The organism is Paenibacillus sp. P32E (assembly GCF_001909085.1).
In the GTDB taxonomy this organism is placed as follows: domain Bacteria; phylum Bacillota; class Bacilli; order Paenibacillales; family Paenibacillaceae; genus Paenibacillus_AQ; species Paenibacillus_AQ helianthi.
Genome location: NZ_LVYY01000046.1, coordinates 151,126 through 175,956, shown reverse-complemented (window position 1 = coordinate 175,956; position 24,831 = coordinate 151,126). Strand labels below are relative to the sequence as shown.

27 protein-coding genes are annotated in these 24,831 nt (G+C 47.6%); 1 reads left to right on the top strand and 26 read right to left on the bottom strand.

Going from position 1 to position 24,831, the window contains the following annotated elements; translation table 11 throughout:
* Positions 1–14 precede the first annotated feature (14 nt).
* The 19 genes from A3848_RS25440 to A3848_RS25350 form a co-directional block, all read right to left on the bottom strand.
* Complete coding sequence (locus tag A3848_RS25440; RefSeq protein WP_074087645.1) at positions 15–1,319, bottom strand: 6-phospho-beta-glucosidase; 1,305 nt, start codon at positions 1,317–1,319, stop codon at positions 15–17.
* On the bottom strand, positions 1,309–2,298 hold the full coding sequence (locus A3848_RS25435) for an N-acetylglucosamine kinase (RefSeq protein ID WP_074087644.1): 990 nt from the start codon (positions 2,296–2,298) through the stop codon (positions 1,309–1,311). The genes A3848_RS25440 and A3848_RS25435 overlap by 11 nt, the downstream gene beginning before the upstream one ends.
* Positions 2,299–2,319: 21 nt before the next feature.
* Positions 2,320–3,384, bottom strand: a complete 1,065-nt coding sequence (locus A3848_RS25430; protein ID WP_074087643.1) for a LacI family DNA-binding transcriptional regulator — start codon at positions 3,382–3,384, stop codon at positions 2,320–2,322.
* 47 nt (positions 3,385–3,431) lie between these two features.
* A complete protein-coding gene (locus tag A3848_RS25425; RefSeq protein WP_167374673.1) occupies positions 3,432–4,367 on the bottom strand; it encodes a carbohydrate ABC transporter permease in 936 nt (311 codons plus the stop codon).
* Positions 4,368–4,380: 13 nt separating this feature from the next.
* On the bottom strand, positions 4,381–5,283 hold the full coding sequence (locus A3848_RS25420; protein WP_083612371.1) for a carbohydrate ABC transporter permease: 903 nt from the start codon (positions 5,281–5,283) through the stop codon (positions 4,381–4,383).
* A gap of 23 nt (positions 5,284–5,306) precedes the next feature.
* Positions 5,307–6,662 (bottom strand): extracellular solute-binding protein, encoded by a 1,356-nt coding sequence (locus tag A3848_RS25415; protein WP_074087642.1) that lies wholly within the window; start codon positions 6,660–6,662, stop codon positions 5,307–5,309.
* A 270-nt stretch (positions 6,663–6,932) separates the two neighbouring features.
* A complete protein-coding gene (locus A3848_RS25410) occupies positions 6,933–7,826 on the bottom strand; it encodes a sporulation protein YpjB (RefSeq protein ID WP_074087641.1) in 894 nt (297 codons plus the stop codon).
* A 56-nt stretch (positions 7,827–7,882) separates the two neighbouring features.
* Complete coding sequence (locus A3848_RS25405) at positions 7,883–8,530, bottom strand: DUF1405 domain-containing protein (RefSeq protein WP_074087640.1); 648 nt, start codon at positions 8,528–8,530, stop codon at positions 7,883–7,885.
* Between the two features lie 93 nt (positions 8,531–8,623).
* Positions 8,624–9,499 carry a menaquinol-cytochrome c reductase cytochrome b/c subunit gene (locus A3848_RS25400; protein WP_074087639.1) on the bottom strand — a complete coding sequence of 292 codons (876 nt, stop codon included), beginning with the start codon at positions 9,497–9,499 and terminating at the stop codon, positions 8,624–8,626.
* Positions 9,500–9,529: 30 nt separating this feature from the next.
* The gene (qcrB, locus tag A3848_RS25395; protein WP_020427667.1) at positions 9,530–10,201 is read right to left on the bottom strand and encodes a menaquinol-cytochrome c reductase cytochrome b subunit; all 672 of its coding nucleotides are present in this window, start codon (positions 10,199–10,201) and stop codon (positions 9,530–9,532) included.
* Between the two features lie 5 nt (positions 10,202–10,206).
* A complete protein-coding gene (locus A3848_RS25390; RefSeq protein ID WP_074087638.1) occupies positions 10,207–10,761 on the bottom strand; it encodes a Rieske (2Fe-2S) protein in 555 nt (184 codons plus the stop codon).
* 224 nt (positions 10,762–10,985) lie between these two features.
* Positions 10,986–11,405 carry a DUF2487 family protein gene (locus A3848_RS25385; protein ID WP_074087637.1) on the bottom strand — a complete coding sequence of 140 codons (420 nt, stop codon included), beginning with the start codon at positions 11,403–11,405 and terminating at the stop codon, positions 10,986–10,988.
* 192 nt (positions 11,406–11,597) lie between these two features.
* Positions 11,598–11,777, bottom strand: a complete 180-nt coding sequence (locus A3848_RS25380) for an IDEAL domain-containing protein (RefSeq protein ID WP_020427670.1) — start codon at positions 11,775–11,777, stop codon at positions 11,598–11,600.
* Between the two features lie 18 nt (positions 11,778–11,795).
* A complete protein-coding gene (locus A3848_RS25375; RefSeq protein ID WP_074087636.1) occupies positions 11,796–12,302 on the bottom strand; it encodes a gamma carbonic anhydrase family protein in 507 nt (168 codons plus the stop codon).
* Between the two features lie 107 nt (positions 12,303–12,409).
* Positions 12,410–13,495, bottom strand: coding sequence for a hypothetical protein (locus A3848_RS25370; RefSeq protein WP_074087808.1), 1,086 nt, complete (start codon positions 13,493–13,495; stop codon positions 12,410–12,412).
* Positions 13,496–13,585: 90 nt separating this feature from the next.
* A complete protein-coding gene (locus tag A3848_RS25365) occupies positions 13,586–14,173 on the bottom strand; it encodes a histidine phosphatase family protein (protein WP_074087635.1) in 588 nt (195 codons plus the stop codon).
* Positions 14,174–14,329: 156 nt separating this feature from the next.
* Positions 14,330–14,776, bottom strand: coding sequence for a hypothetical protein (locus A3848_RS25360; RefSeq protein ID WP_143192073.1), 447 nt, complete (start codon positions 14,774–14,776; stop codon positions 14,330–14,332).
* Positions 14,777–14,928: 152 nt separating this feature from the next.
* Positions 14,929–15,516, bottom strand: a complete 588-nt coding sequence (locus tag A3848_RS25355; protein WP_074087633.1) for an RNA polymerase sigma factor — start codon at positions 15,514–15,516, stop codon at positions 14,929–14,931.
* A 639-nt stretch (positions 15,517–16,155) separates the two neighbouring features.
* Positions 16,156–16,728, bottom strand: a complete 573-nt coding sequence (locus tag A3848_RS25350; RefSeq protein WP_074087632.1) for a TetR/AcrR family transcriptional regulator — start codon at positions 16,726–16,728, stop codon at positions 16,156–16,158.
* 209 nt (positions 16,729–16,937) lie between these two features.
* Between A3848_RS25350 and A3848_RS25345 the strand changes: the two genes are divergently transcribed.
* On the top strand, positions 16,938–17,879 hold the full coding sequence (locus tag A3848_RS25345; protein ID WP_074087631.1) for a ketopantoate reductase family protein: 942 nt from the start codon (positions 16,938–16,940) through the stop codon (positions 17,877–17,879).
* A 105-nt stretch (positions 17,880–17,984) separates the two neighbouring features.
* On the opposite strand, the gene A3848_RS25340 is transcribed toward A3848_RS25345, so the two are convergent.
* From A3848_RS25340 to trpD, 7 genes are read right to left on the bottom strand one after another with little or no spacing between them, the layout of a single operon-like run.
* Positions 17,985–19,079: a prephenate dehydrogenase gene (locus A3848_RS25340; protein WP_074087630.1), complete on the bottom strand. Its 1,095-nt coding sequence runs from the start codon at positions 19,077–19,079 to the stop codon at positions 17,985–17,987.
* Positions 19,080–19,127: 48 nt separating this feature from the next.
* Complete coding sequence (gene hisC / locus A3848_RS25335) at positions 19,128–20,225, bottom strand: histidinol-phosphate transaminase (RefSeq protein ID WP_074087629.1); 1,098 nt, start codon at positions 20,223–20,225, stop codon at positions 19,128–19,130.
* A 55-nt stretch (positions 20,226–20,280) separates the two neighbouring features.
* Positions 20,281–21,102, bottom strand: coding sequence for a tryptophan synthase subunit alpha (gene trpA, locus A3848_RS25330; protein WP_074087628.1), 822 nt, complete (start codon positions 21,100–21,102; stop codon positions 20,281–20,283).
* Positions 21,102–22,298: a tryptophan synthase subunit beta gene (gene trpB / locus A3848_RS25325; RefSeq protein WP_074087627.1), complete on the bottom strand. Its 1,197-nt coding sequence runs from the start codon at positions 22,296–22,298 to the stop codon at positions 21,102–21,104. Before trpB ends, trpA begins: the two co-directional genes overlap by 1 nt.
* A complete protein-coding gene (locus tag A3848_RS25320; RefSeq protein WP_074087626.1) occupies positions 22,295–22,975 on the bottom strand; it encodes a phosphoribosylanthranilate isomerase in 681 nt (226 codons plus the stop codon). The genes trpB and A3848_RS25320 overlap by 4 nt, the downstream gene beginning before the upstream one ends.
* On the bottom strand, positions 22,968–23,798 hold the full coding sequence (gene trpC, locus A3848_RS25315) for an indole-3-glycerol phosphate synthase TrpC (RefSeq protein ID WP_074087625.1): 831 nt from the start codon (positions 23,796–23,798) through the stop codon (positions 22,968–22,970). The genes A3848_RS25320 and trpC overlap by 8 nt, the downstream gene beginning before the upstream one ends.
* Positions 23,788–24,828, bottom strand: a complete 1,041-nt coding sequence (trpD, locus tag A3848_RS25310) for an anthranilate phosphoribosyltransferase (RefSeq protein ID WP_074087624.1) — start codon at positions 24,826–24,828, stop codon at positions 23,788–23,790. Before trpD ends, trpC begins: the two co-directional genes overlap by 11 nt.
* Positions 24,829–24,831: the final 3 nt, after the last annotated feature.

The window sequence follows — 24,831 nt, the reverse complement described above, 5'->3', positions numbered from 1 at the left end:
TTAAATCCACCCTTCTAACTTTGGAAAAACCGTGGTAAGAACGCTTTATTCTGCTCTAGCATCTCCTTCAACAAGCTATCGGCAACATTTACCGAGGGAACGAGCGGATGATGACCCAATGCCTGAAGCGCTAAACTTCGGTCCCCATGTACAGCTGCTTCAATAGCAAGTTGTTCATAGGTTTTTACAGCTAGTATCAGTCCTTTTACAGAAACCGGAACACGGGATACAGGTAAAGGTATCGGTCCCTGCTTGGTAACCACACAATTAACTTCAATACAAGCATCAGCCGGTAAAAAGTCCAACGTTCTGCCGTTCGCCACGTTTAACGTTTGAATATCGCGTGTGTCATTATAGAGTGATTTCATCAGATTTACAGCGGCCTCAGAATAATAAGTACCTCCTCGCTTCGCAAGCTGTTCGGGCTTCTCCGCCAAGTCTGGATCTTTGTACAGTTCAAACAACTCGTCTTCCAGACGTTTCACAATCTCCGCACGGGTCCCCTCTTTAGCTGAGGAAGTTAATTGTTCCTCTAGCATTTCCTTTGTTAAATAGTAATATTTCAAATAATAGGACGGAATAGCACCTAATCCATGAATGAAGTCAGCATTCCATTCGGATTGCGGCACATTTTTCGCTGAGTACCCTTCGCGGAGATCGAAAAGTTGTTCTAGCTTAGATTCCCCGTTGATACTTACCTGGGTTACCCAATGCAAATGATTTAAGCCAACGAACTCCGCATAAATCTGCTCTGCCGGAACCTCGAATAATTCAGACAGCCATTTGTAGACTCCTGTTGGGGCATTGCACAAGCCAATCGTCTTGATGCTTGAATATTTATGAATAGCTTCAGTGACCATACCTGCAGGATTCGTGAAATTGAGCAGCCAAGCACCCGGACACAGCTCCTCCATATCTTTGCAGATATCAAGTAAAACAGGGATGGTCCGCAAGGCTTTCATCATGCCCCCGGGCCCTGTTGTTTCTTGTCCAATCACACCAAATTTCAGCGGAATCCTCTCATCCCAGATTCGGGCTTCTAGAAGGCCAACACGCATCTGAGTCGATACAAAGCTCGCCCCATCCAATGCTTCACGCCGATTGAGCGTTAAGTGAACATCAAGGGGCAACCCTGATTTTTTAACCATACGTTTTGCCAGATTGCCCACAATCTCGAGCTTGTGTTTGCCCGCCTCAATATCTACCAGCCAGATTTCGGATACAGGCAGCTGCGCATGATTGAGAATAATTCCTTCAATTAATTCCGGGGTATAGGAGGACCCCCCGCCAATCACAGCAATTTTTAATCTATTTTCCATTGCAGACAACTCCTTTGATGTCAGCTATTTCATCTAACTTTTCATAAATCGAAGATGTGATCGTTATTCCGTCTTTCTCCATCGCAAGCAAAATTGAACCCACCACCGGTTCCACTGTCAAAAGCTTCAACTGGCAACCCGGTGCAACTTCAAGGACCTCTTTGGAAATATAAGGATGGATGAACTCACTGCTGCCTTTTGTCAATACGCTTCCGGCCAGCACGAGATCGAAGTTCTCCCCTTGCAACTGTAAACGTTCTATAACAGCCCTAGCCGATAAGCCTAATTCAGTACCTTGTCTTTGCAAAATCTGAATAGCAGCATTGTCCTCCCTTGCTGCCGCATCGAAGATCAGCTTCGTCAAGTCAGATGGAATACGCTTATGATGGTCAAGAAAACTATGAAACATCTCTGCTACTGAACCATAACCCAGGGCCTGAGGGATTAAACCCGTCAGCAGGGTGGGCATACCGCGCCCTTCCCAGGCGCGAATCACGGTCCGGAACGCTTCAATGGAAAGCTCCTCACCCCCTCCAAAATCACCAAATGAGTACCCAAATCCGCCACACTGAACCGTCTCACCTTGCTTGCCAATCCCCGCTGCATTCATACCGGTCCCGCATACAAGTACAGCTCCATATGACTTAGTCGTTCCCGCACGCATGGCGATAATGGTATCACATACAATATGGAAATCAGGAAAGCCAAATTGCTGAATCATTGGCGTTAATACCCTATAATCCGCTTCCCGGTCTGCCCCTGCCAAACCGAACCAAGCTACTCTTATATCTGCAGGTTGAAGATGTACATGATTCAAAGCCTGGAATACGGCAGCTTTAATATTTGCATTTGCTATATCTGCGTTAATCTGATGATTGCCTGGGCCACTAGTACCACTTGCCAGCCAGCGCCCGGACTCATCCGTAATGATAGCGTAAGTTTTCGTGCCGCCAGCATCCACACCCAAGTAGTAGTTCAATTGATCTCACCCCTACGACTATTATTGCTTTTCTCTATGTTTGTAGTTAGCTGTTGTTTGTCTAATCAGTAACTCGGGCTGTAGAAGCACAGAACTGTTTCGCTTCGAACCTTCGATGAGTTTCAGCAAAAGCCGAACTGCCTCTTTCCCCATTTGCTCCGTAGGCTGCCGCACAGTTGTTAATTGCGGATGGATTTCAGAGGCAAATACCTGATCGTCATAACCTATAATAGAAATGTCATCTGGTATGCGGTAGCCATGGGCACGGAAGGCATCCATGACCCCAAGTGCCAATGCATCATCCCCGGCAAACACAGCCGTTGGAAGGATTCCTTGTTGTATCCATCCCATCGCTATCTCATAACCGCAGCGAATACCGAAATCGGTATGGGCTACAATGCATGGAGCTACCCCTGCTTGTTCCAATGCCTCTGCAAATCCACGCTTTCTCTCCCTGACACTGAGAAAATGCTCCGGTCCGCTGACATGAGCAATATGAGTATGACCTAAGTCAAGCAAATGCTTGGTCGCTTTATAACCTCCGGCATAATTATCCACATTCACTGTTAGAGCCTTTGAACTCTCTAAGTGATTATCAATAATAACGAACGGAATTTTCTTACGCTTCAGCTCCAAAATAACTTGTTTCTCGTTCAAAGGAGAGAGCACAATAATGCCGTCCACACGATCCTCTTGAAACAAAAAGCTATTTTGTTTTCCGGCCTCTTCCTCTTTAGGCGAGGATACCGACAGCGCCAAGAGGTAACCATTCTCCTCCAAGTGTTCATTTACAGAATGTACGATACCATCGAATACCGTATCATTTAATGTAATCAGCGTAAGTCCGATTAAACCCGTTGTTCCCCGTGCCAAACTGCGTGCTGCTGAGTTAGGTCGGTAATCCAGTTCTTTGATAGCCTGCAATACTTTCTGGCGATTTTCTTCACGAACAGTGGGCACATTATTCAGCACTCTGGATACAGTAACAAGCGAAACCCCTGACTTCTCCACGATATCTAAAATACTGATCTTTTTAATCGTAATCAATCTCCCTGTTTCAGCGGTTTCATTGATGAAATCTGACATCAGCCGCTGCGTTTATATAAACGTTTATATTTAAAACCTCCTTAAGTTTACTCTTTTATTCCCCCATCTGACAAGCCGCTAACGATGTATTTGAACAAAAATAGGGAAAGAATTACAGGTGGCAGCGAAGCAACAAATCCTCCGGCAGTCATCAAGCCCCAGTCTATGCTGTGTTTTCCAATAAATTCTCGCACGGCAATGGGCAACGTCTTGGACGCATAGGTCTGGGTAAACGCACTCGCAAAAATAAATTCATCCCAGGCATTTAAAAAAGTGAAAATTGCTGTAGCAGCAACGCCAGGCAGTGCCAGTGGCAAAATGATTTTATGCATGGTTTTTATTTTACTGCACCCATCCATATAAGCAGCTTCTTCCATCTCTTTGGAGATGGATTGGAAATACCCGGTCATTAGCCAGATTGCAAAGGGTAGGCCCGTTGCGATATAAGCAATCACCAATGACCATGTTGTATCTAAGAGAGGTTTTGTATGCAGGATAACCATAGATGTAAATGGAATCGAAATCGAGATGCCCTCTCTCATCATAATATATAAGGGAACTATGATACTGATGGATGGTAACAGCTGCATGGCTAATATTACAAAGAGTAACGTTACCCGGAACGGGAATTTAATTCGCGCTAACGCATAAGAAGCAAATAGGCCAACAAAAATCGTAACCGCGGTGGTCCATAAGGAGACTGTTATACTATTCTCCAAAGCTTGAATAAAGTCATTCCCTATATCGCCTTGAAACAATTTCAAATAGTTCTGAATCGTCGGCAGATCAGGGAATAGATGCCCTGAAATAATCTCCTGGGTCTGGCTGATGGAAGAAGTAATCAAATACAGAAAGGGTAGAAGGGTAAATATCGTTAGTAGTAAGAGGCCAATCCATAAATAGAAAGGAGGGATAAGCTCACTCGGACTGACTTTAAATATACGAATCCTCCACGGATGGGCCGTTTTCGCTGCTCTCCTCAACACTGTTCCCCCTTTATTGTTCTTTCTGCTGTCTTTTCAACAGCACCATATAGATGGTAATTAATATTAGGATGAAAATCGTGGAAATCCAGGCCATCGCCGAAGCCCTGCCCAAGTAAAAATATCGGAAGGCAAAATTATAGGTTAAATAGCTAACCGAAGTATTCGGATTCGCCGTAAAAACCGTTAAAATATCATAAACCCTAAATGCACCAATCACTCGCAACACCAATGCAATCAGCAGAGAAGGCTTAATCTGAGGCAGGGTCACATGCCATACTTTTCTCCAAAAACCGGCTCCGTCAATCGCAACAGCCTCATATAAGGAGGCCGGAATGGATTGCATACCCGCTAACAGCAGCAAGGTCATCAATGGCGTCATTTTCCAAATATCCGATATGGCCGCAAAAAACACAACATTGGTGGAGCTAGAGAGCCAAACCGGATTCGTACCAGCTTCCAGCAGATGCAATTGATGCAGGATGTTATTCAAAGCACCATAACCAGGTTGATAGATAGAATTCCACAGCAAGCCGTTAACTAACGTAAGCATAGCCCAAGGTATAATAATGATGCCTCTAAAGAACGATCTCCCAGTGAAGGTTTGGTTCAGCAGGAGGGCACAGATGAAACCGATAGCCAATTCCGCCAGCACAGAGAAGCCGGTGAAATAACTTGTATTTTTCATTGAAATCCAAAAGTCATTCAGCACCGAAATATCAACATAGTTCCTTAGACCAACGTACTCAATAGCCGAACCATCCATTAAATTATATTTAAAAAAGCTCCAAACAAATGATTGCATGATCGGAAGGATAAATATTCGTAACAAGAGATAAAGCGTAGGTGCCAACAAGAGAATTGCAAAGAGGATATCTTTACGTTCCTTCTTTGAAACCGTTAAAATTTTCTGCACTTGCTTCCCCTCCAGACCCGGCTTTACTTAGCAGCTTTTTGTATTGCATCGTCGATTAGCCTTGAAGCTTCCTTCAGTGATTGCTCCGGTGTTTGGTGCTTCATCAACCCAGAGTAAACCTGACTTGATAAAATATCTGCCCATTCCACATACCCAGGAGCATTCGGACGATTGTGCCCATATTGAAATTCCGGCATAATTTTTGCCAATGTTTTCGTCTTATCAGCTTTAATGATCTCTTGGTCAGAATAAAGTTCTTCCAGTGAAGGGTAAGTACCCGTAATCGAATAAAATGGAATCTGAAACTCTCTTGAGCCTATCCAATGTAAGAACGCTAGCGCTGCTTGCTTCTTTTTACTGGACTTCATAATTGCAATCCCTTCTGAGCCTGTCACTGAAGAAGAAACAATACTTCCTTGTCCAGGTAATAAACCCACATCACTTTGGTTCACAACTTTGGATTTAGTCGGATCATTTAGGTCAGGATACATGTTCTCCCAGTTGCTCATCATCGCAATCTTACCTGCCATGAAAGCATTCTTAACATCTTCTTCTGTCCATTGCATACTTGCAGGATCAACTGTTTTATCCGTATTTATTAAGTCAGACATATATTGCAGCGCTTGAATGGATTCCTTGGAGTTAACAATAAGCTTACCGTCATCCCCAATCATATTCCCGCCAAAAGCGTATACCATGCCCACATAATCACAAATTAGGCTCTCTGCTTGTTTCCATGACCAGCCAGAAGCGTAAACGCCGTTGGTTGTAAGCTTTTTGGACACTTCTCTAAATTCATCCCAGGTTTTCGGTGGAGCTTCATAACCTGCCTTTTTCAGCAAATCCTTATTCCAGTAAAAGTGTTTAGTGCTTGAATAGTAAGGAATACCAATCAGATGATTATCAAACATGGCGGATGAGAGCGAGGATTTCGTGTACTTCTTTTGTACATCTTCTGGAACTATATTCGTTAAATCTTCAGCAATATTCCCTTTGAAGAATTGACCTGCCCAAATGGTGTCCATTTCAAAAACATCAATATCAGAGGAGTTAGATAAAGCAGCTGTAGTAATTTTTCCATACAGAGAATTATAGTCCACGGCAAGCTCATTCACTTTAATTCCTGTTTCATCTGTGAATTGTTTAAATATCTTTCCAATTTTCCCATCCGTATCGACAACAAGAACGTTGATCTCCTGACCTTTTAACGAAGGGTCATTAACCTTATCCCAACTGAGCTTAGATGAATCAGATCCTGATGTTTTAGCATTGGACGGAGTGTTAGTACCATCCGTTTTGGTTGGAACGGCGCTACAGGCTGATAAAAAAACAGTAACCATTAAAAATGAAACAATACTTCTCAGCTTAAGATTCTTCAAATATACCCCTCCTTGTTTGTTGAGCATTCTGCGATCTTATTCACTCAAAAGTATAAACGTTTATACTTTATAGCTACATAGTAACCCCTTTTATTGGTAGTGTCAACCACCTTAATGTCAAATAACCTGACTCGAAAAAAATTTCATATGTATGATTATTAATCTTCTTTTGAAATTACATCACTTTTATAGTTAAAGTAGAAAAAAAGAGTACAGACGATCCCCGCCTGCACTCTTTTTATATTTATTACTTTTAGTTCTCCACATTGTCTAAACCGGCTTCCACTCCTGGCTTTCACCGCGGTATTTACGGTAACCGGCATATAGAAGCGATGATAAAATAAACATAGCCACGAGCATTCCCCAAATTCCATATTCCTTCGATGCTAACGGTAGCGACAAAGCAGGTTCATCCCTTTCTTTGCCGAACAGTACTCTGGCAGCATCCTGCCCGTAAGAGATAATCTCCAGTAGCCGTGCGCGGCCCACAGGCTGTGAGGCAGAAGGAATTCCGGCGGCGTAGGACAGCCATGAATCAAACGCATTGACCGTTTCCGGGGGCCGGGAAATGATGATCGCAGGACGGATGTTATCGTACCTGCTCTGCAGACGTTCTAGTGCAGCTTGCCAGCTTTTGAGATCATTCGCTGCGGCACTCCGCTCCATATCGTTAAGATCCTCGCGGATCAGCTTATAATATTGCAGCCACATCGGCTGACGCGGATGGTTTAGACTGTTGGCAGCAAGCCGGAGCTTTGCTGCGGCAGCTTCCCATTTCTCCGGATCAACCTGCGCTGCGGCAAGTGCCGCCTTTAAGTCAATAATAACATCTGACAACGCATTGATCCCTTCCACAGAAGTCAGGCCCTCAAAAGATGACGATACAAAAATCTGTGAAACCTTCCCGCTTTCCTGTCTAGCCTTCACCACGTCGCCTTCCAGCACATAACCATATAAAGCCTCGGCCGCTTCATCCAGCCGCTGGGCAGCATTCTTAGCAGTGAGCGCCGGCGCATAACTTCCTGCAGCATCTCCTGATTGAACAGAAAGACTGCCGTCCCTCCCCTGCATTGCTGCTTCCGCATTAACGGTCCCAGCATTCATGCCGGCCAGCAGCCAGCACAACATCAATCCAGTCAGCACCCTATATGTCCTGCACGGCATGAGACATCCCTCCTACCCCTAAATGTATGGCAGGAGGACAAGAGTTAGAACATCTTTCAGCCCCTGACCGGAGGCCTGTCCAGCCGTTTAGACTTCCTGGATCTGCCTCCGAATATCCAGGCTGCAGCAGTACTAAGAAAGGTTAAAGCGATAGTGTAATATTGTACTCCGATTACGTTATCTTCGAGCACATTCGGCAGCCACGGGAACACACCTTCCGAATAATCCACCATATCGTTGGCAAAAGCCCATAGCAGTGCCAGCGGCAGCATTCTGCGGAAGGAGAAGAACCGGGCGTAGATCAGTGCCTCAACCGCCATGCCGGTATGCGAAACGACCAGCATCCAATCCTTCAGGCTTATTGTATCTCCCTGAACCCCTCCGGCAAAGATGATACTGACAGCCCATATGCCATATTTGACCGAGGTAACAACAGCCAGAGCTTCTATTAGCTCACGGACGAGCATTCCTTTGATCCCTTTGGGTGGAAAAAGCAGCAACAGCAAAGCGAGTGTAAAGAACAAGCTTGCCGTCGGACTGTCCGGAACGAACGGAAGCAGCCACGAAGGATAATTTTCTGCCGTGAATTCCAATTGATTACCATACCATATGTATCCATAAATGGTTCCGAGGAAATTCACAATGAAGAGCAGCCACATGACTCCCCGGTGTTTAAATAATTTCTCAAACCAGTGAACCGGCATATACAATCTTAACCTCCCGAATGTGGCAGCTTGGTATGAATGCATACAAAAACCCGACCGCAGGCTCGATCAGGTTTGTGCGTTATCATTATTTTACTGTTCGCTTTTTTGTTTGGCAAGCCAGCCCGCCAGACTATCGATATCCTGCTCGCTAAGACCTGCTGACATCGCAGTATCATACATTGGAGGCATCTGCCCCTGGCCATTCTTAATAATGGCGAGGATGGCTTCCTTATCATGGGTGTCTCCCACGCCTCTCAGTGACGGCGGCCCTCCGCCCCCCTTCATATCAACCGCATGACAGGAGATACAGGTAGCCTGCTTGTATAATGCCATCGCTGGATCGTCCTTGTCGACGATAGCAATTTCTTTCGTCTGGACAGCGCTGGTGGTCGGTAACCCCTTCGCCCTGTTCTCAGCCGCTTTTTCCTCACGCTGTACATCCTCGGGAATCTGGCCGGTTTCAGCCATTTCATGCTTGTATTCCGTCCAGGCCGTATTGGTCAGATAAATGATTGCAGCCAGGGAAAGGAACATCAGCGAGGAGGCTATAGGACGGCGGTAGAAGCGGCGTTCCCGGCCCGTATCCAGAAAAGGAGCCAGCAGCAGCGAACCAAAGGCTACCCCTGTCACACCAAGCGTTCCCAGAACGATATAATCGCCAGAAGCATAGGGCAGCTTCAAATACTGGTACAGAAACAGGAAATACCAGTCGGGAATCGGAATGACTGTAGCACTGGCATTTGCCGGAAACCCTAATGGAGCCGGTTCAGAAATCGTCAGGACAAGTATGCCTACTAGCACCACTACGCCTACCATCCATTCCTTAAGCAGAAAGTTAGGGATAAAGGCTTCCGATTTGCCGGGGTAAGCCGTGTAATCCGGTGGTGTGATGAAGCCATTGCCTCTCCGTACCCGGGAATCTCCCACATAAACAATCTTTTCTTTGGAGTTGTCTCCGTGAGCCATTGCATTTCCTCCTTTAGCTGTGGTCAGGGCTCAGAGCGGACCAGAAATACCCTGTCTGCGGATCATAATAAAGTGTCCGACGAGCAGAATAAGCAGGACCGCCGGGAGGAAGAATACATGGAGGGCAAAAAAACGGGTCAGCGTTTCCGCTCCAACGATGGTTCCGCCCTGCATCAGCTCCTTCAGCACCGGCCCCATGACCGGTACGGAATTGGCAATCTCCAGTGTAACCTTGGTAGCGAAATAAGCTTTATTGTCCCAAGGCAGCAGATAGCCGGTAAGACCGAGGCCCAGCATCACGAAAAAAATCAGCATCCCCACTACCCAGTTCATCTCACGCGGCGCTTTGTAGGAACCGGTAAAGAATACCCGCATCGTGTGCAGGAACATCATAACAATAACGAGGCTCGCCCCCCAGTGGTGCATACCGCGCACAATTTGACCAAAAGCTACTTTGGTCTGCAAATATTCCACACTGGCATAAGCATTGATAATATCGGGCACGTAATACATGGTGAGAAACATACCTGATAAAATTTGAATAACCGTAATGAAAAAAGTGAGTCCTCCAAAGCAATACACAAAGGCAGAGAAATGATGGGCCGGATTGACGTGTTCAGGAACCTCGTGGTCGGCAACATCTCGCCAGATCGGCGTAATATCCAGACGTTCATCAATCCAGTTGTAGACATTCTTAAACATCAGATCTACGCCTCCTTTTTAACCTCGGTATTGGGAACGATCTCGCCCAGATAGACCCAATCCCCATCTATTTTGGTTTTGTACTGGTCAAGGGGCTTGGGCGCAACGGCAAGGTTTTTGCCCAGCTTCGTATATCTCGCTCCATGGCAGGGGCAATGATATTCATCCGGATAGGCCTTGTCATTATTCCAGCCCACCGTGCAGCCGAGATGCTTGCAGACGGGTGAAAGCGCATAAATATCTCCGTTTTCGTCTTTTCGGATCCACGCTGTCAGTGTAGCTGTGCTGGCGTACCATCCATCCTGCTGTGCGAGTTCGAAGGTAAACTCCTGAGGAACATCGGTGATCTTGGCTGCTTCCGCAACTTTAATGAATTCACCCGCACCCTTTTTATGTAATACCGGATCTACCGCGAAACGGATCATTGGCAGAATCGCACCTGCACCCATAAATGCGGTTGCCCCACCAAGCGTATACGTTAAAAACTGCCTCCGGGACATCTCTTTCCGGGTGGGAGGTCCTTGCGGGAATGATTCATGCTCCTCATTATGGCTGCTCATATGGTGTGTAACCCCCTTTTCACATTTGAGAAGGCACCTGCAGTGTAGATTAAAAGCAAATTTCTGTTAATAATACGTTTTCAATGATAATTATCACATGACATAAGTTCAATCTAATCATAGCCCAGCTACTAAAACCCGTCAAGAATATTGTCTAAATTGTGACGATGACATTTTATCGTTTTCGCATGAATTGTTGATTTTTCGTCACATTTACCCCAGTTTTATTTAAGCCACAATGCTGCGATTTCGTCTCTGACATAGCTTCCAAATGCTTTACTCTGAGACACACTAATGTCAGGCGGAGAAAGAACTAAATCGCTTTCATAAATTTCAGAGGTAGTCAGTGGAATATCTGCACTGAGCACAACCACATACTGGAAGCTACTGGATTTGACTTTCCGGCAAATCTCGTTTACATAAGCCAAACTTTCAGCTCCTGTATACTGTATAGCCGGGTAAGTGACAACACGCCCCTGAAACGGTTTTTCAGCAAGGTCCAGAAAGTCCCGCAGTCTCTCGAGAGCTTCAGCCACTTCAGGCGGGCTCTCCGTGCCCCTAAGTCCTGTAAACGGGATTATACAGGTATCAAAAAACCTGCGGTTTTCCGACCAGCTATCCACAGTAAAGTCACTGAATTTCATTACAGCTCACCCCTTTTCTAAGGTTTACACTTTTTGCTATAAATATCATAGTAACTAGTAGAAACGGCTTACCGTACTATAAGGAACGGTATCCGTTTCAGTGAGAAATAGAAGGATGATTAATAGCGTAAGCCATATAAACCCTTATATTCCAAAAAAAGAAATGCGCCAGGCGCATTTCCCGTAATTTTTTCATGCCAAACTTTTCAGTTCCTCCGTTAGATTGCGGAACGCCGTCTTATCTCCGGCAGCCAGCGCCGTGTCGATCTCCCGGTACAAGATGTCGGTACGACGCTTTCGCAGTGCTTCATCCCACACCATTTCTGCCGCAAGTCCTAGCATCACTTCATAGGTAGCCTTCATTTTGTCCATTCGATACACCTCCGCTGTTTAGATCCTTCCATATTCTTTTGCTTTTAGTACATAACTCTCGCTTGTGCGGACCATCCGCTGCAGATCCTGTTCCGTTAATTCACGGACCACTTTGGCAGGTGAACCTAATGACAGAGTATAGGGTGGTATGATTTTGTTTTCGGTTACAATTGATCCGGCTCCTATTAAAGCATATTCACCAATCTCTGCACCGTTCAATACAATTGCACCCATTCCAATTAATGTGCCTCTGCCTATCCTGCATCCATGGATAATCGCAGAGTGACCCACCGATATGTCATCACCCAGCACCAGCGGCAGCCCATCAGCCACATGCCCCACAGTCCCGTCCTGGATATTGCAGCGATCCCCAATGATTACCGGGGCCAAATCCCCGCGTAATACCGCGTTGAACCAGACACTCGACTGACGCCCTATCCTAACGTCACCGACAAGCTTCGCACCTTCCGCCACATATACAGATTCGTCAAGCTGCGGTATGTAATTCCCATAAGCAATCCGCATTCTACTCCCCCTAGTGCGCGTTCAACACTAACTCAAAATTCGAACCGCCCGCTTCTGCTAAAAAAGCCTATGTCACTTCCCCAAGTCTACAGTTGCACTCGGACTATCTACTGCAGCTGCTTAGGCACAGCCGCCTCCATCCCCCATGGGGTCATCATCACAGCCGGACCCTCAGGTGTCTCACCCAGCCGAAGCATCCCCAAATGAAGCAGCATCCGAAGGATACGCTGTTCCAGAATTGAAGCGGCATCATCATAATAAAAGGGTTTGACTAACCAGCCGAGACCTTCAACAAGTGAAGCCACAGTGACCCATTTCCCTGCACTTACACTTATCCAGTATATGAGGGAGGGCAGATTTGGTATAGCGCCTTTATACAGTTTTAACCAAAAGGCGTATATCTGCATCAGCTTTTCAGATTTCTCCTGCTCCAGTAGTGTTTCCCCCGCCAATGTAAGCCTCAGCCGAAAGCCTTCCTCGGAAGTATAGCGGCGGTGGCGGGCGTAATCAACCATAAGCGCAAGTCTAGGAGGATAATGCTCACAGGCTCTTCCATAGCCGAATTTCCAGCCGCCTTTACCCAAGAGAGGCTCGGGAATCTGGATAGCGTTCATCACACCCTGCTGGTATCTCTTGTGCATCGCACCCTCTTGGTTTAGCTCCGGCTCGTTCTCCCTGACATAACGCATAAAGAGCAGCAGATCTTCTGCCAGCATCTCTCCTTCGCTCCGGTAGATTGCAGGCTCGCTTATTGGTGAAATTTGTTCCCTGATATATTCACCCATACGTTCGCGGAAACGCAACTTCAGATCCTGTGGAACCCGGAACAAATACCTGCTTTGCTGGGAAGCACCTCTGAAGAGCCAACCGGCATTTTTGAACCTGGCCACCATCTCGCGGTATCCTCCGTTTTTGCCAGGGTCCGTATCGAAGGACGCCTGCCTTGCAGCTGCGAGCAAATCCTCAAGACTGAACTGGCTGCGTTCGTCGAACAGCAGGGTATTCAGAAACCGCAGTTCCTCTGGAGCACACTCCCGAATGTGGGACTCCATGAATTGGCGGCTTCCCAGTGTGATCAATATACTCTGAATCAAATCATGTTTGGAATTTCGTTTGCAATCACATTGGTAGCGTCCCGCAATGGCGGTAAGCTGACCAATGTCCGCAAAGTTAAGCATATCCGCCAGATTCATCATTTATCGCCTCACCGTTTTACTACCATTATGGGAAATACAGCCCTTTTTATTCCTGATTGCACAAAAAAAATAACCCGAAGGGTCGGGTTAATGCTGGTTTTGAAGAATATGACGGGTACAATTGTATAGCAGCGGATTCCATTCCATCTCTTTCTTCTCCAGAATGGTTAGCGATAGATTCCCCAGACGCTCAGAATATTTGTCTTTGTACAAGGCAATGTAGAGCTGCGCTAAAAAACCTCCATGCGAGATGACAAGGATATTTTTCTCCGGATAACGCTCAGCAATCTCCTCCATAAAAGCAAGGGCTCGCGCCTGGAGCTGATCATCCGTTTCTTGTCCAAGAGACAACTGGTTCCAATCCTTGCCCCATTTCTCTTCACGCTGTACAGCAGTCATCCCCTCAACCTGGCCATAGGCACGTTCACGGATGCGATCATCCGGTTCCAGCATTGGAATTCCCAGCTTGGCTGCCACAATTCTTCCAGTCTCTGCTGCACGGGAAAGACTGCTGGTGATACAGAAATCCCAACGGTACGTTTCCTGCAGAAGCCGGTCTCCCAGCATCTCAGCCTGCCCCCGGCCTTCGTCGTTAAGCGGAATGTCGCTTTGTCCTTGTATTCTGCCTTCCGCATTCCAATCGGTCAGCCCGTGGCGTATTAAGCCGATCAGCATCACCTATCACCCTGCCCTTCCATTTATGTTTGCTTAATAATGTAACACGAATGAAAACAAATGTCTTCTTTTTGAAGTAGGATGATGTATAGCTAAAATCAAATAAATCCTTGAATATAAAAAAAGCCCCCTTTACCCTGGAGTAAAGTGAGCTTTTTATTGTCTGCGGTAACGATTCAAACGATACAGTAAAAAAATCGACAGGCCTATACCCAGCATGGAGAGCACCATCCAATATTGCGGGTGCGTTGGCCCCATGCTTACCACTAGCGGTTCAATGATGCCTCCGCCCGATTCAGAGGCAGGATATGAGGAGGACCAATCCAAGGACAAACCAGCTACGCCGGTCTCCACAATCCCGCTCTGTGCCTCTGAAGTATTGGCGGGTATTCTGAACATTGTAAAATACAGAAAACTGGATATAAAAACAGCCAAGAAACAGGCAATCCAAAGACTTAGCCTACGGCGGAAAACGGCAGAATTCCCGGCAGATTTACCATCTCCCGGCAACAGCCAGGGACTTTCCAGATAAATCCGCTCCATCACCCGAAGATTCACAGCCTCCGCACGTTCTTCGCTGACTTCAATCTGTGTTTCTAGCATAAGCTGGCTGCTCTCCTGCCACAACGCCCATTCAGCGGAACAGTAGGAACAATTCGCAATATGCCTTTCAAGCTTGAACCGCCTGGGATCCGTGGGGGGAGCGTCCCACAACAGCGGAATGGAATCCTGCGCTTCCCTGCAATTCATAGGCCTTACACCCTCTCAGCCTGCTCTTCTGGTTCAGGCTCATAAAAATAGGATTCGAGTTGAAGCTTCACACTGCTCCGGGCACGGAACAATAATGATTTCACGGAGCTGACACTCTGATCCAGAATCACAGCTATTTCCTGGTAGTCCATTTGATCATATTCCCGCAGTATCAGCGCAGACCGCTGCTTCTCCGGAAGATTATTAATCGCTTCCCGTACCAGATTCATTCGTTCTTTACGAAGGGCAGCCTGTTCCGGAGCCACTTCAATGGGGGCGACCGGGGTATATCCGCTTTCTTCGAGAGATATATTTCCGGCACGATTCTTGCGAAGCTCACTGAGCACAGTATTACGGGCAATGGTGTACAGCCACGTCGAGAATGATGCATCTACTTCACGGAAGGAATGCAAGCTCCGGAACGCCTTATAGAAGGTTTCCGAGCACAGATCCTCAGCAAGAAGCTCCATATGGGAATTCTTAAGCATATGGTAGACAAAAGCCAATATTTTACGTTGATAGCGCCGCATTAATTCTGAATATATCTCTGTATTTCCTTGCTTGATTAGCTGGATCAACTGGGAATCCGTCATGGTGAGTTCGGCCCTCCTCGCCCTTGCACGTGTAATCCCGTCCGGTCCATAATTCTTATACCGGCCGAGGTTCAAAAAGTTGCGGTAATTGCTCAAATTTTGCTCTGTATAAACGCAATACTTCCTATGTATATTCATGTACCCAAAAAATAAGGCATGTTGTAAGTGGATACAGAAACAAAAATACACATCCATTAATTTCCGGGCAGCCAAATACCGGGTCGCTTGCTGAACACTGGAAATCTATAAACATACTTAACCTAGTATATCATACAATCTGGAAGGATGACATTAATAGACTTTTAGCGTCGAATTACGTTGGAGATGCGCTGCCATCAAATTGAGGATGACCACCGTTTAGCGTGTACAGTCTTTGTAATTACCTGGTGTTGAAAACTGCCTCTGAAGATTATTTTATTATCTTTGAATAAAGGGTTGACAAAATGTAAACGGATACATATAATAAAAGTACAGTATGGTTTCTCTCCACTCCTATCCAAATACTACACGGTTCCAAGAAATTGTGAACTGTAACCGCTTATTATGTAAGCGGTCTTTTTTTTGTCTATTTTTAGCAGCCATTAGCGTAAAAAGATAGATTTTTCTAATTTCCGCCCCGTGCCGGTTCAAATCCTGTATTTAAGACCGTCCGATTAATCCAAACAAGAGCAGCCGGTTAAGCTCTACCATTTTATCCTTGTAATTTTCAGTTTTCGCCCAGGACGATTGGATCGCCCCAAACACTGTTAATAATTCCAATATGGTTTCCATAGAAACAGAAGCATCAATAACCCCTTCCTTTTTCCCCACCCCGATGAACTCCTCTATGATTTCGACTCTGATCCGGTTTGTGTTTTCATTGTACAGACTAGACAACACCTGATCCCCAACTGCGCCCGGGGAAGTGAGTAATTGATAATCCTGATCGGCACAAATCTCCAAAGCCTGGAGCATTTTATCTTTAAAATTTATATTTTGGCCCAGAAGTTCCTTGGCCTTGCGGACGGTATTCTGCATTAGGACATTCGCACATTCCCTGACTACCCCTTCTTTGTTGCCGAAATAGTTATATAGTGACACAGAGGATACGCCGGATTCAGCGGCAATGTCTTTTATACTGACGTCAATGAAGCCTTTTTCCTGGAAAAGCTTCAGGGCGGCTGCAACGATCGCATCTTTCTTGATTTGTGTTCTGATTTCAAATTTGTTCATACCGCTTCACTCACATCCCACGTTTTTTTAATACATTTAATAATATCATGATTCGCTTAGTTTTGAAATATCGCGAGAGATATTTCAAAACTTATTGACAAACGGTTTGGGTAAGGGCTAGAATCGAGCTGTATTAATTTTTAAATATGAATACGAATATTTAAAAACTTATATGCAGAATAGGTTACATGATACGGAGGGACTATTTTATGAGAATATTGGTGTATGGGGCCGGAGTTTTGGGAAGTTATTTAGCCCATGTGCTGGTGCGCGGAGGCAACAATGTGACCATGCTGGCCAGAGGAGGGCGGCTGGATGAATTGCAAAAGAACGGGAATGTCATCCGGCATTATTTCCAATTCCGTACCACGGCTGATAAGGTAAATGTGGTCAGTGAATTGCAGCCAGAGGATATCTACGACCTTGTTTTTGTAGTGATGAAATATCCGGATTTCCAAGCGGTACTGCCTGCTCTTGCAGCGAACCATAGCAGTCATATAGTCCTCGTAGGGAATAATGCCAGCCCCTCAGAGATGCGCGATTATCTGGAAACCCACAGTTCGGTGAAGAAACAGGTTGCCTTCGGGTTTCAGTTGAGTGCTGGCTGGAGGGAGAACGGCCGGGTGAACTGCGTACGCGCTCCAAAGGTGCAAATGACCATTGGCGGTTTAGGTGAGGAGCTTTCTTGGCGGGCGGTGATTGACCAAGCTTTTGTGAACACGAAATATAAATTAGTCTACCATAACCATATGGATGAATGGCTGAAAAGCCACTTTGTGATGATCCTGCCTCTGAATTTCATTGCCCCTTCTTATAATGGGGACTTACGCAAGGCTATAAAAGACAACATGCTGCTTCATCATGTCATAGCTGCTGTAGATGAGGGCCATCAAGTCTTGGAGAAGCTCGGATATACTGTTGCACCTGCGAGTCAAATCAAATTGGCCCGGGAACAACGGAAAATGTTCTATATCCTGCTGAAGCTTATGCTGTCCACCCCTGTCGGCAAAATTCTCCTGGGCGATAAAGCAGTGTCCGCTGACGAGATGTCTGCATTATATCAAGCCTTCAATGATTTAAAGAGCAGAGCGAACATTCCCACACCTCATTGGAATACGCTCGAAAATTATTCTCCGCTCCCGCAGAGGTAAACCCTTCCGCAACAAAAACCCCCTTCAAGCTCACTCTTCCACATACTGATGTATGGGTTTGAAGGAGTGACTGCTTGAAGGGGATATTATCCAGCCTTACTGGCCTTATACGTACACGGTATAATCGTGATGCTGCAGCAGAATCTTCGCCCGCTCCATATCATTCTCCTGGCGGAAGGACAGGCGCATAATGCCCGGAACATCCTCCCGGCTCTCGATAATCTGAACATTGCTAAGGTTGATGCCCTGATCACCAAGCTCCGTAGCGATCCGTCCGATAATCCCGGGATGATCGGGAACATCGATATGCAGATCGAACAACGGAGTAATCATTCCTTTGCGCCGTTCCGGCAGTTGGCTGCGGAAACCACCTGCTTCAAGGAATGCTTCTTCAATGCCTTCCCCATCCGCATTCTCCAGCAATTGAACGAATGACGAAACCTCATCATTCCAATCCCTCAGCAGCCGAAGCATAACTGAGCGGTTGTTCAGCAGAATATCACGCCAGATGATTGGATCACTGGACGCAATTCTTGTAATATCACGGAAGCCCCCTGCCGCCAAAGTGCTGTACAGGGAATCAGTATCGTCATATGCGCGGATCTGATTCACCAGCGCAACTGCAATAATATGCGGCAAATGGCTGATGGCCCCGACAATCTCGTCATGGCGCTCGGGATTAAGCCGGACAATCTGCGCTTTGGTATGTAGAAGCAAAGCTTCAAGGGCCTGATACGCTTCCTCCGGCACTCCCGGCGGTGGTGTCAGGACATAATAGGCATTCTCGAACAACAGTGAAGATGCAGCCTCCACACCGGAACGTTCCGACCCGGCCATTGGATGCCCGCCAATAAAATGCACCCCGGGCAGGTCCAGTGAAACCGCACAGGCGGCAATCGTGGCCTTGGTGCTGCCAACATCTGTAATGATACAACCTGGCTTCAAAGGAAGCTTACTAAGCCGTTGCAAGTAATCTTCCAGCATGCCTACAGGCACGCACAAAAAAATGAAATCAGCGTCCAGCGCCGCTTCCTCAAGAGAAAGTGTGGCTTGATCGACCACGCCTCTGCTGACGTACTTTTTTGCCGATTCAGGACGGTGGGCATGGCCCGTAACGGTCAGACCCTCCTTGCCTTTGAAGCAAAGGGCCAGTGAGCCTCCGATCAGACCGACACCGAAAATTGCTATTTTTGTCGTCATGTTCTTTGAACTACCCGCCTTCTGTAGATTCGTCTTGTCAGTTGGTCCTTAGACCTGTACTCCCTGCTCCTGGAGCGCCTGTTCCAGCGCAGTAATGAACGCCTTATTCTGTTCCGCCGAACCGACGGTGACACGAATATAGGTAGGGTACAGCTTTTGTCCTGCTCTGACAATGATCCCCTGTCGCAGCAATGCATCAAAAACACCATCAGCCGGTTTCCGTACATCCACCATAATGAAATTCCCATGTGCCGGGAAGAATGCAAGGTCCAGCCGTTTGAATTCAGCTTGAAGCTGTACGATACCTGCACTGTTAAGACGGCGGCACTCCTGTACATACTCCTGATCAGCCAGTGCAGCCAATGCTCCGACCTGAGCCAGACGTGTAGTATTAAACGGCTCCCGAACCTTGTTAATCAACGAAATAATCGTCGGACTCGCCACCCCATAGCCGATACGCAGTGCAGCCAGGCCATAAATCTTGGAGAATGTCCGGAGTACAACCAGGTTCGGATAGGATTCAAGCAGCTTGATTCCATTGGAATACGAAAGATCGGTCACATATTCAAAATATGCCTCATCCAGAACAACCATCACCCCTGCCGGTACAGCATTCAGGAAAGTGACAAGCGCTTCCTCCGGTACAATCGTTCCAGTTGGATTATTGGGATTGCAGATCCAGATAATTTTGGTGCGCTCTGTAATGCGGGCCAGCATGGCGTCCAAATCATGTGTACCATTTACCAGAGGCACTTCAATGGAGATGGCGCCTTCAATATCAGCATTGCTTTTATATACGGAAAAGGTCTGATCTGCCATAATCGTCTCGTCTCCCGGCAGGAAAAACGCACGGGCAATCAAGGCGATAATCTCATCGGAGCCGCAGCCAAAGATGATATTATTGCTACGAACACCAAGATGATCAGCCAGTGCAGCGGTCAATTCGGCCGCCGAGCCGTCAGGATAGAGATTCAGATGATCAAGCTCTGCCATGATCGCTGCTCTTGCACTTGGTGAGGAACCATACGGGTTCTCGTTCGAAGCCAGCTTAATGACATCGTTTAAACCAAGCTCTTTCTTTACTTCCTCAATAGGCTTTCCCGGTTTGTACACAGGAAGGTTAACGATATTCGGTTTCGGGTTCATGAAAGGTCCTCGCTCTCCATAAATATTACAACGGGTACAGGTCTGCCAGCAGACGTTATGGTTTCAATTGTGCCACAAATTCACGAATTTGCAACAGGCCTTCACTTCGGGTAGCCGGATTATCCAGAAGCGGTATGACATCCTCGACCTTGCGGACAATAGCACTGCCTACTACTACTCCATCGCAGATGCGGGCAAACCGCGCCACCTGCTCGGCGGTCGATATACCAAAACCTACCGCCACAGGAAGATCAGTAGCTTGACGGACAGATGCTATGAACTCATCCACTCCGGTATGAAAAGAAGAACGTTCTCCTGTGACTCCAAGCGAGGAAACGCAGTAGACGAAACCACTGGCCCCGGAGACAATCCGGGCAATCCGTTCGCTGGAGGTAGGTGCTACAAGCGGAATCAGATTTACTCCGGCAGTCCGGCTCCGCTCACGCATGTCCGCTGACTCTTCAACCGGGAGATCAGGAATAATCAGACCACTGATCTCATGGGCATCAAGCAGAGAGAAAAAGTTGTCCAGTCCCATTTGCATGACCGGATTGTAATAAGTAAAAAGGATAAATGGCAGCTTGCTTCCAGCCTGGCGTGCTTTTAACGCGGTTTCCATGCAGGTGCGAAGATGTATATTGCCGCGCAGCGCTCTGGAAGAGGCCCGCTGGATCACCGGACCGTCCGCCAGCGGATCAGAATAAGGCACACCCAGCTCCAGGATATCTGCGCCTGCCGCTTCCAGCTCAGCGATGATCGCAAGCGTCGTCTCCAGATCCGGATCGCCTACAGTCAAGAAAGGAATTAGTGCCGTCCGGCCCTCCTCTTTCAGCTTACGGAAGGTCAAATCCATCCGGTTCGTTGTTTCGGTTGTCATCACTTACCCGCTCCTTCTGTGTAGGCCATGATCGACTCAACGTCTTTATCGCCGCGTCCCGACAAACAGATCACCACGATATCGTCCTTGGTCAGAGTCGGTCCGAGCTTCGTTACATGCGCGATAGCATGGGCAGATTCAAGAGCCGGAATAATACCTTCTGTTACGCAAAGCAGCTTGAGGGCTTCCAGGGCTTCATCATCCGTAACCGGCACATATTGCGCCCGATGAACATCCTTAAGATAGGAATGCTCAGGGCCTACTCCCGGATAGTCCAGTCCGGCCGAGATCGAATGTGCCTCCTGTACCTGTCCATGTTCATCCTGAAGCAAATAACTAAGTGAACCCTGGAACACCCCTTGGGTACCTTTACTCATGGTAGCCGCATGGAACGGAGTATCAACGCCTTTGCCGGCAGCTTCCACCCCGATCATCCCCACCTGCTCATCCTCCATGAACGGGTAGAACATACCGATCGCGTTGCTGCCTCCTCCTACTGCCGCTACCAGAAGATCCGGCAGCCTTCCTTCGGCCTCCAGAATCTGCCTCCGCGTCTCATCGCCGATAATCCGCTGGAAATTGCGGACCATCATCGGGTATGGATGAGGGCCTACAGCAGAACCCAGCACGTAGAAGGTGTCCTCAACGTTGCTCACCCAGTAGCGAAGCGCTTCATTCCCAGCGTCCTTGAGTGTCCGCGAACCAGAGGTCACAGGAATGACTTCTGCCCCTAGCAGCTTCATACGGAACACGTTCAAAGCCTGACGGCGAGTGTCCTCTTCACCCATGAACACCTTGCATTCCATCCCTAGCAGAGCCGCTACTGTGGCCGTGGCAACCCCATGCTGGCCTGCTCCGGTCTCGGCGATCACTTTGGTTTTACCCATCAATTTGGCAAGGATGCCCTGGCCAATTGCATTGTTGATTTTGTGTGCTCCGGTATGGTTAAGGTCTTCACGTTTTAAATATATTTTAGCCTCTCCCAGATGCTTACTGAGGCGCTCAGCATAATATAGAGGGGTCTCACGTCCGGAGTATTGCTTGAGCAGATAATCTACTTCCTTCTGAAAAGCCGGATCTGCGGAAAACCTGTTGTAGGCCTCCTCCAGCTCGATCAGTGCATTCATCAACGTTTCAGGAACGAAGCGGCCTCCAAAAGAACCAAAACGTCCATTCTTGTCCGGTACTTGTATCATGATTGCTTCACCCTTTCCACAAAAGCTGTTATTTTAACGATGTCCTTCAATCCATCGCTCTCTACTCCGCTTGAAACATCCACACCATATGGAGCATAGCCATTCAACAGTTCACGCACATTATCCGGATGCAGTCCGCCGGCTACAAATAAGGGCAGACCATATTCAGAAGCTGTCTGTTGATACGCTGGAATCCTCTCCCACTCAAACGTTCGACCCAAGCCGCCGCTACCGGCCGGGTCATATGTATCCAGCAGCAGGGCATCTATCGCACCGGAATATTGCTGCAAAGTATGAGGGCCGTTCCCGGCAGAGTTAGCTTCACTATCAGCTACAGAAAGAGCCTTCCATACCTGCACCTGTGGAAAAGCTGCTTTGACGGCCCGGCAATAGTCTGCACTCTCCTGGCCATGCAGCTGAACAACATCAAGTGGCACCGTAGAAAGTATTGAGGCTAGCTCATCAAGTGAAGGATTCACAAACACTCCAGCCGCAAGGGGGGGCTTCCCGTTCTCCCATCCAGCAAGTTCAGCGATGAGCTCTGATGCATGCTCAGGACTGACCTTGCGGCGGCTCTCAGCAAACACAAATCCCACATAATCCAGAGGTAATCGCTTCATAGATTTTAGCACTTCAACGTCCTGAAGTCCACAGATTTTTACCACCGCCTCAGCCATGTGCGGCACGTTCCTTTCCTTCCGGCAGCGAACCCAGCAGTTCGTTCACTGCTTGTTCCACATCAGGCTGGCGCATCAGATACTCTCCTACCAGAACACCGATCGCTCCTGTAATCTTCAGATAATCGATATCAGCAGGTCCGGCTATTCCACTCTCGCTGATCACAGGAACTGTGGCGGGAAGAAGAGCAGCAAGTTCCGCTGTTGTGGCTAATGCGGTTTCGAATGTTCGCAAATTCCGGTTGTTGATGCCTAGCAGAACCCCCGGATGTTCTACCTTTCCGGTCGCCAGAACCATTTCCAATTCGCTCCGGTCATGAACCTCAATCAGTATATCAAGTCCCAACTCCGCCGCTATGTCGGTGAAGGAAATTAGTTGTTCTGGTGTCAGAATCGCTGCTATCAGCAATATGGCATCCGCCCCCAGGAGACGCGCTTCGTAGATCTGACGTTCGTCAATGATGAAATCCTTGCGCAGCAGTGGAAGATTTACGGCTTCCCTTGCCTGCTGAAGATATGCGCTGCTGCCCTGAAAATAGTCTTTATCCGTAAGGACTGATAAACAATCCGCTCCTCCTGCTGCATAGCCCTGAGCTATGGATACCGGATCGAAATCCGCCCGGATCAGTCCTTTGGAAGGCGAAGCCTTCTTCACCTCGGCAATCAGCCCCATAGATCGGTTCCGCGATTTCGTAAGCGCGTTGCGGAACCCTCTCGTTGGTGGCAGTACTGCAATCTGCCGCTTGGCCTCTTCTATAGAGAACGTCTTACTTAAGGCTTCTACTTCCTTGACTTTGGTGGCGACAATCCGTTCAAGATACATAATCAAGCTCCTTCGTCATGGCTTTAAGCTGCTCCAGCTTCAGCAGCGCAGCACCGGAATCCACTACAGTTCTAGCCTTATCTACACCTTCTTTTAACGTATCTGCAAGTCCAGCCACATAAATGCAGGCACCTGCATTGGCAAGAACAATATCACGGTATGGATTCAGTCCGCCTTGCAGCACTCCGGTGATTATAGCCGCATTCTCCGCCGCGTCACCGCCAAGCACATCCTCCAGCGGATGCGTGCTTAATCCCAGTTCCTGTGGATTAATCTCATAAGTGGTTACCACACCATTCTTCAGTTCGGACACCTGGGTGGGTGCTGAAATACTGATCTCATCCAGACCATCCAGACTGCTCACTATCATCGCTCGTTTGGACCCCAGCTCTTTCAGGACATTAGCTACAATTTCTGTTTTGTCCCGGTCGTAGATACCCATCAGCTGACGGTCAGCCCCTGCCGGATTGGTGAGCGGCCCCAACATATTGAACACCGTGCGGAACCCGAGTTCTTTTCGGGGGGCTGCGGCATGCTTCATCGATGGATGATAGATTTGGGCAAACAGGAAACAAATACCTATACTTTCCAAACACTGAACGGCCTGATCTGCATTTAGATGAATATTGACTCCAAGCGCCTCAAGCACATCGGCGCTGCCCGCTCTGCCCGATGCGGAACGGTTTCCGTGCTTGGCTACTCGGACGGAAGCTGCGGAAGATATTATCGCCGAGGCCGTGGATATATTGAACTTATGAATGCCGGAGCCCCCGGTTCCGCACGTATCCAGAAGCTGTGAGCGTTCTGTAAGCACATGTGTGCTGAATCCCCGCATCGCTTCCGCGAAGCCGGTGATCTCTTCAACCGTTTCCCCCTTGATCCGCAGCGCGGTCAGCAGAGAGCCTATCTGTACCGGTGAGGCCGATCCTTCCATAATTGTACCCATAATCTCGCGCGCCTGCACGCGGTTCAGATTCCGGCCCTCGATCAGAGCGGCTATTCCTGCTTGAATCAATTGGCTTGCATCCATCGT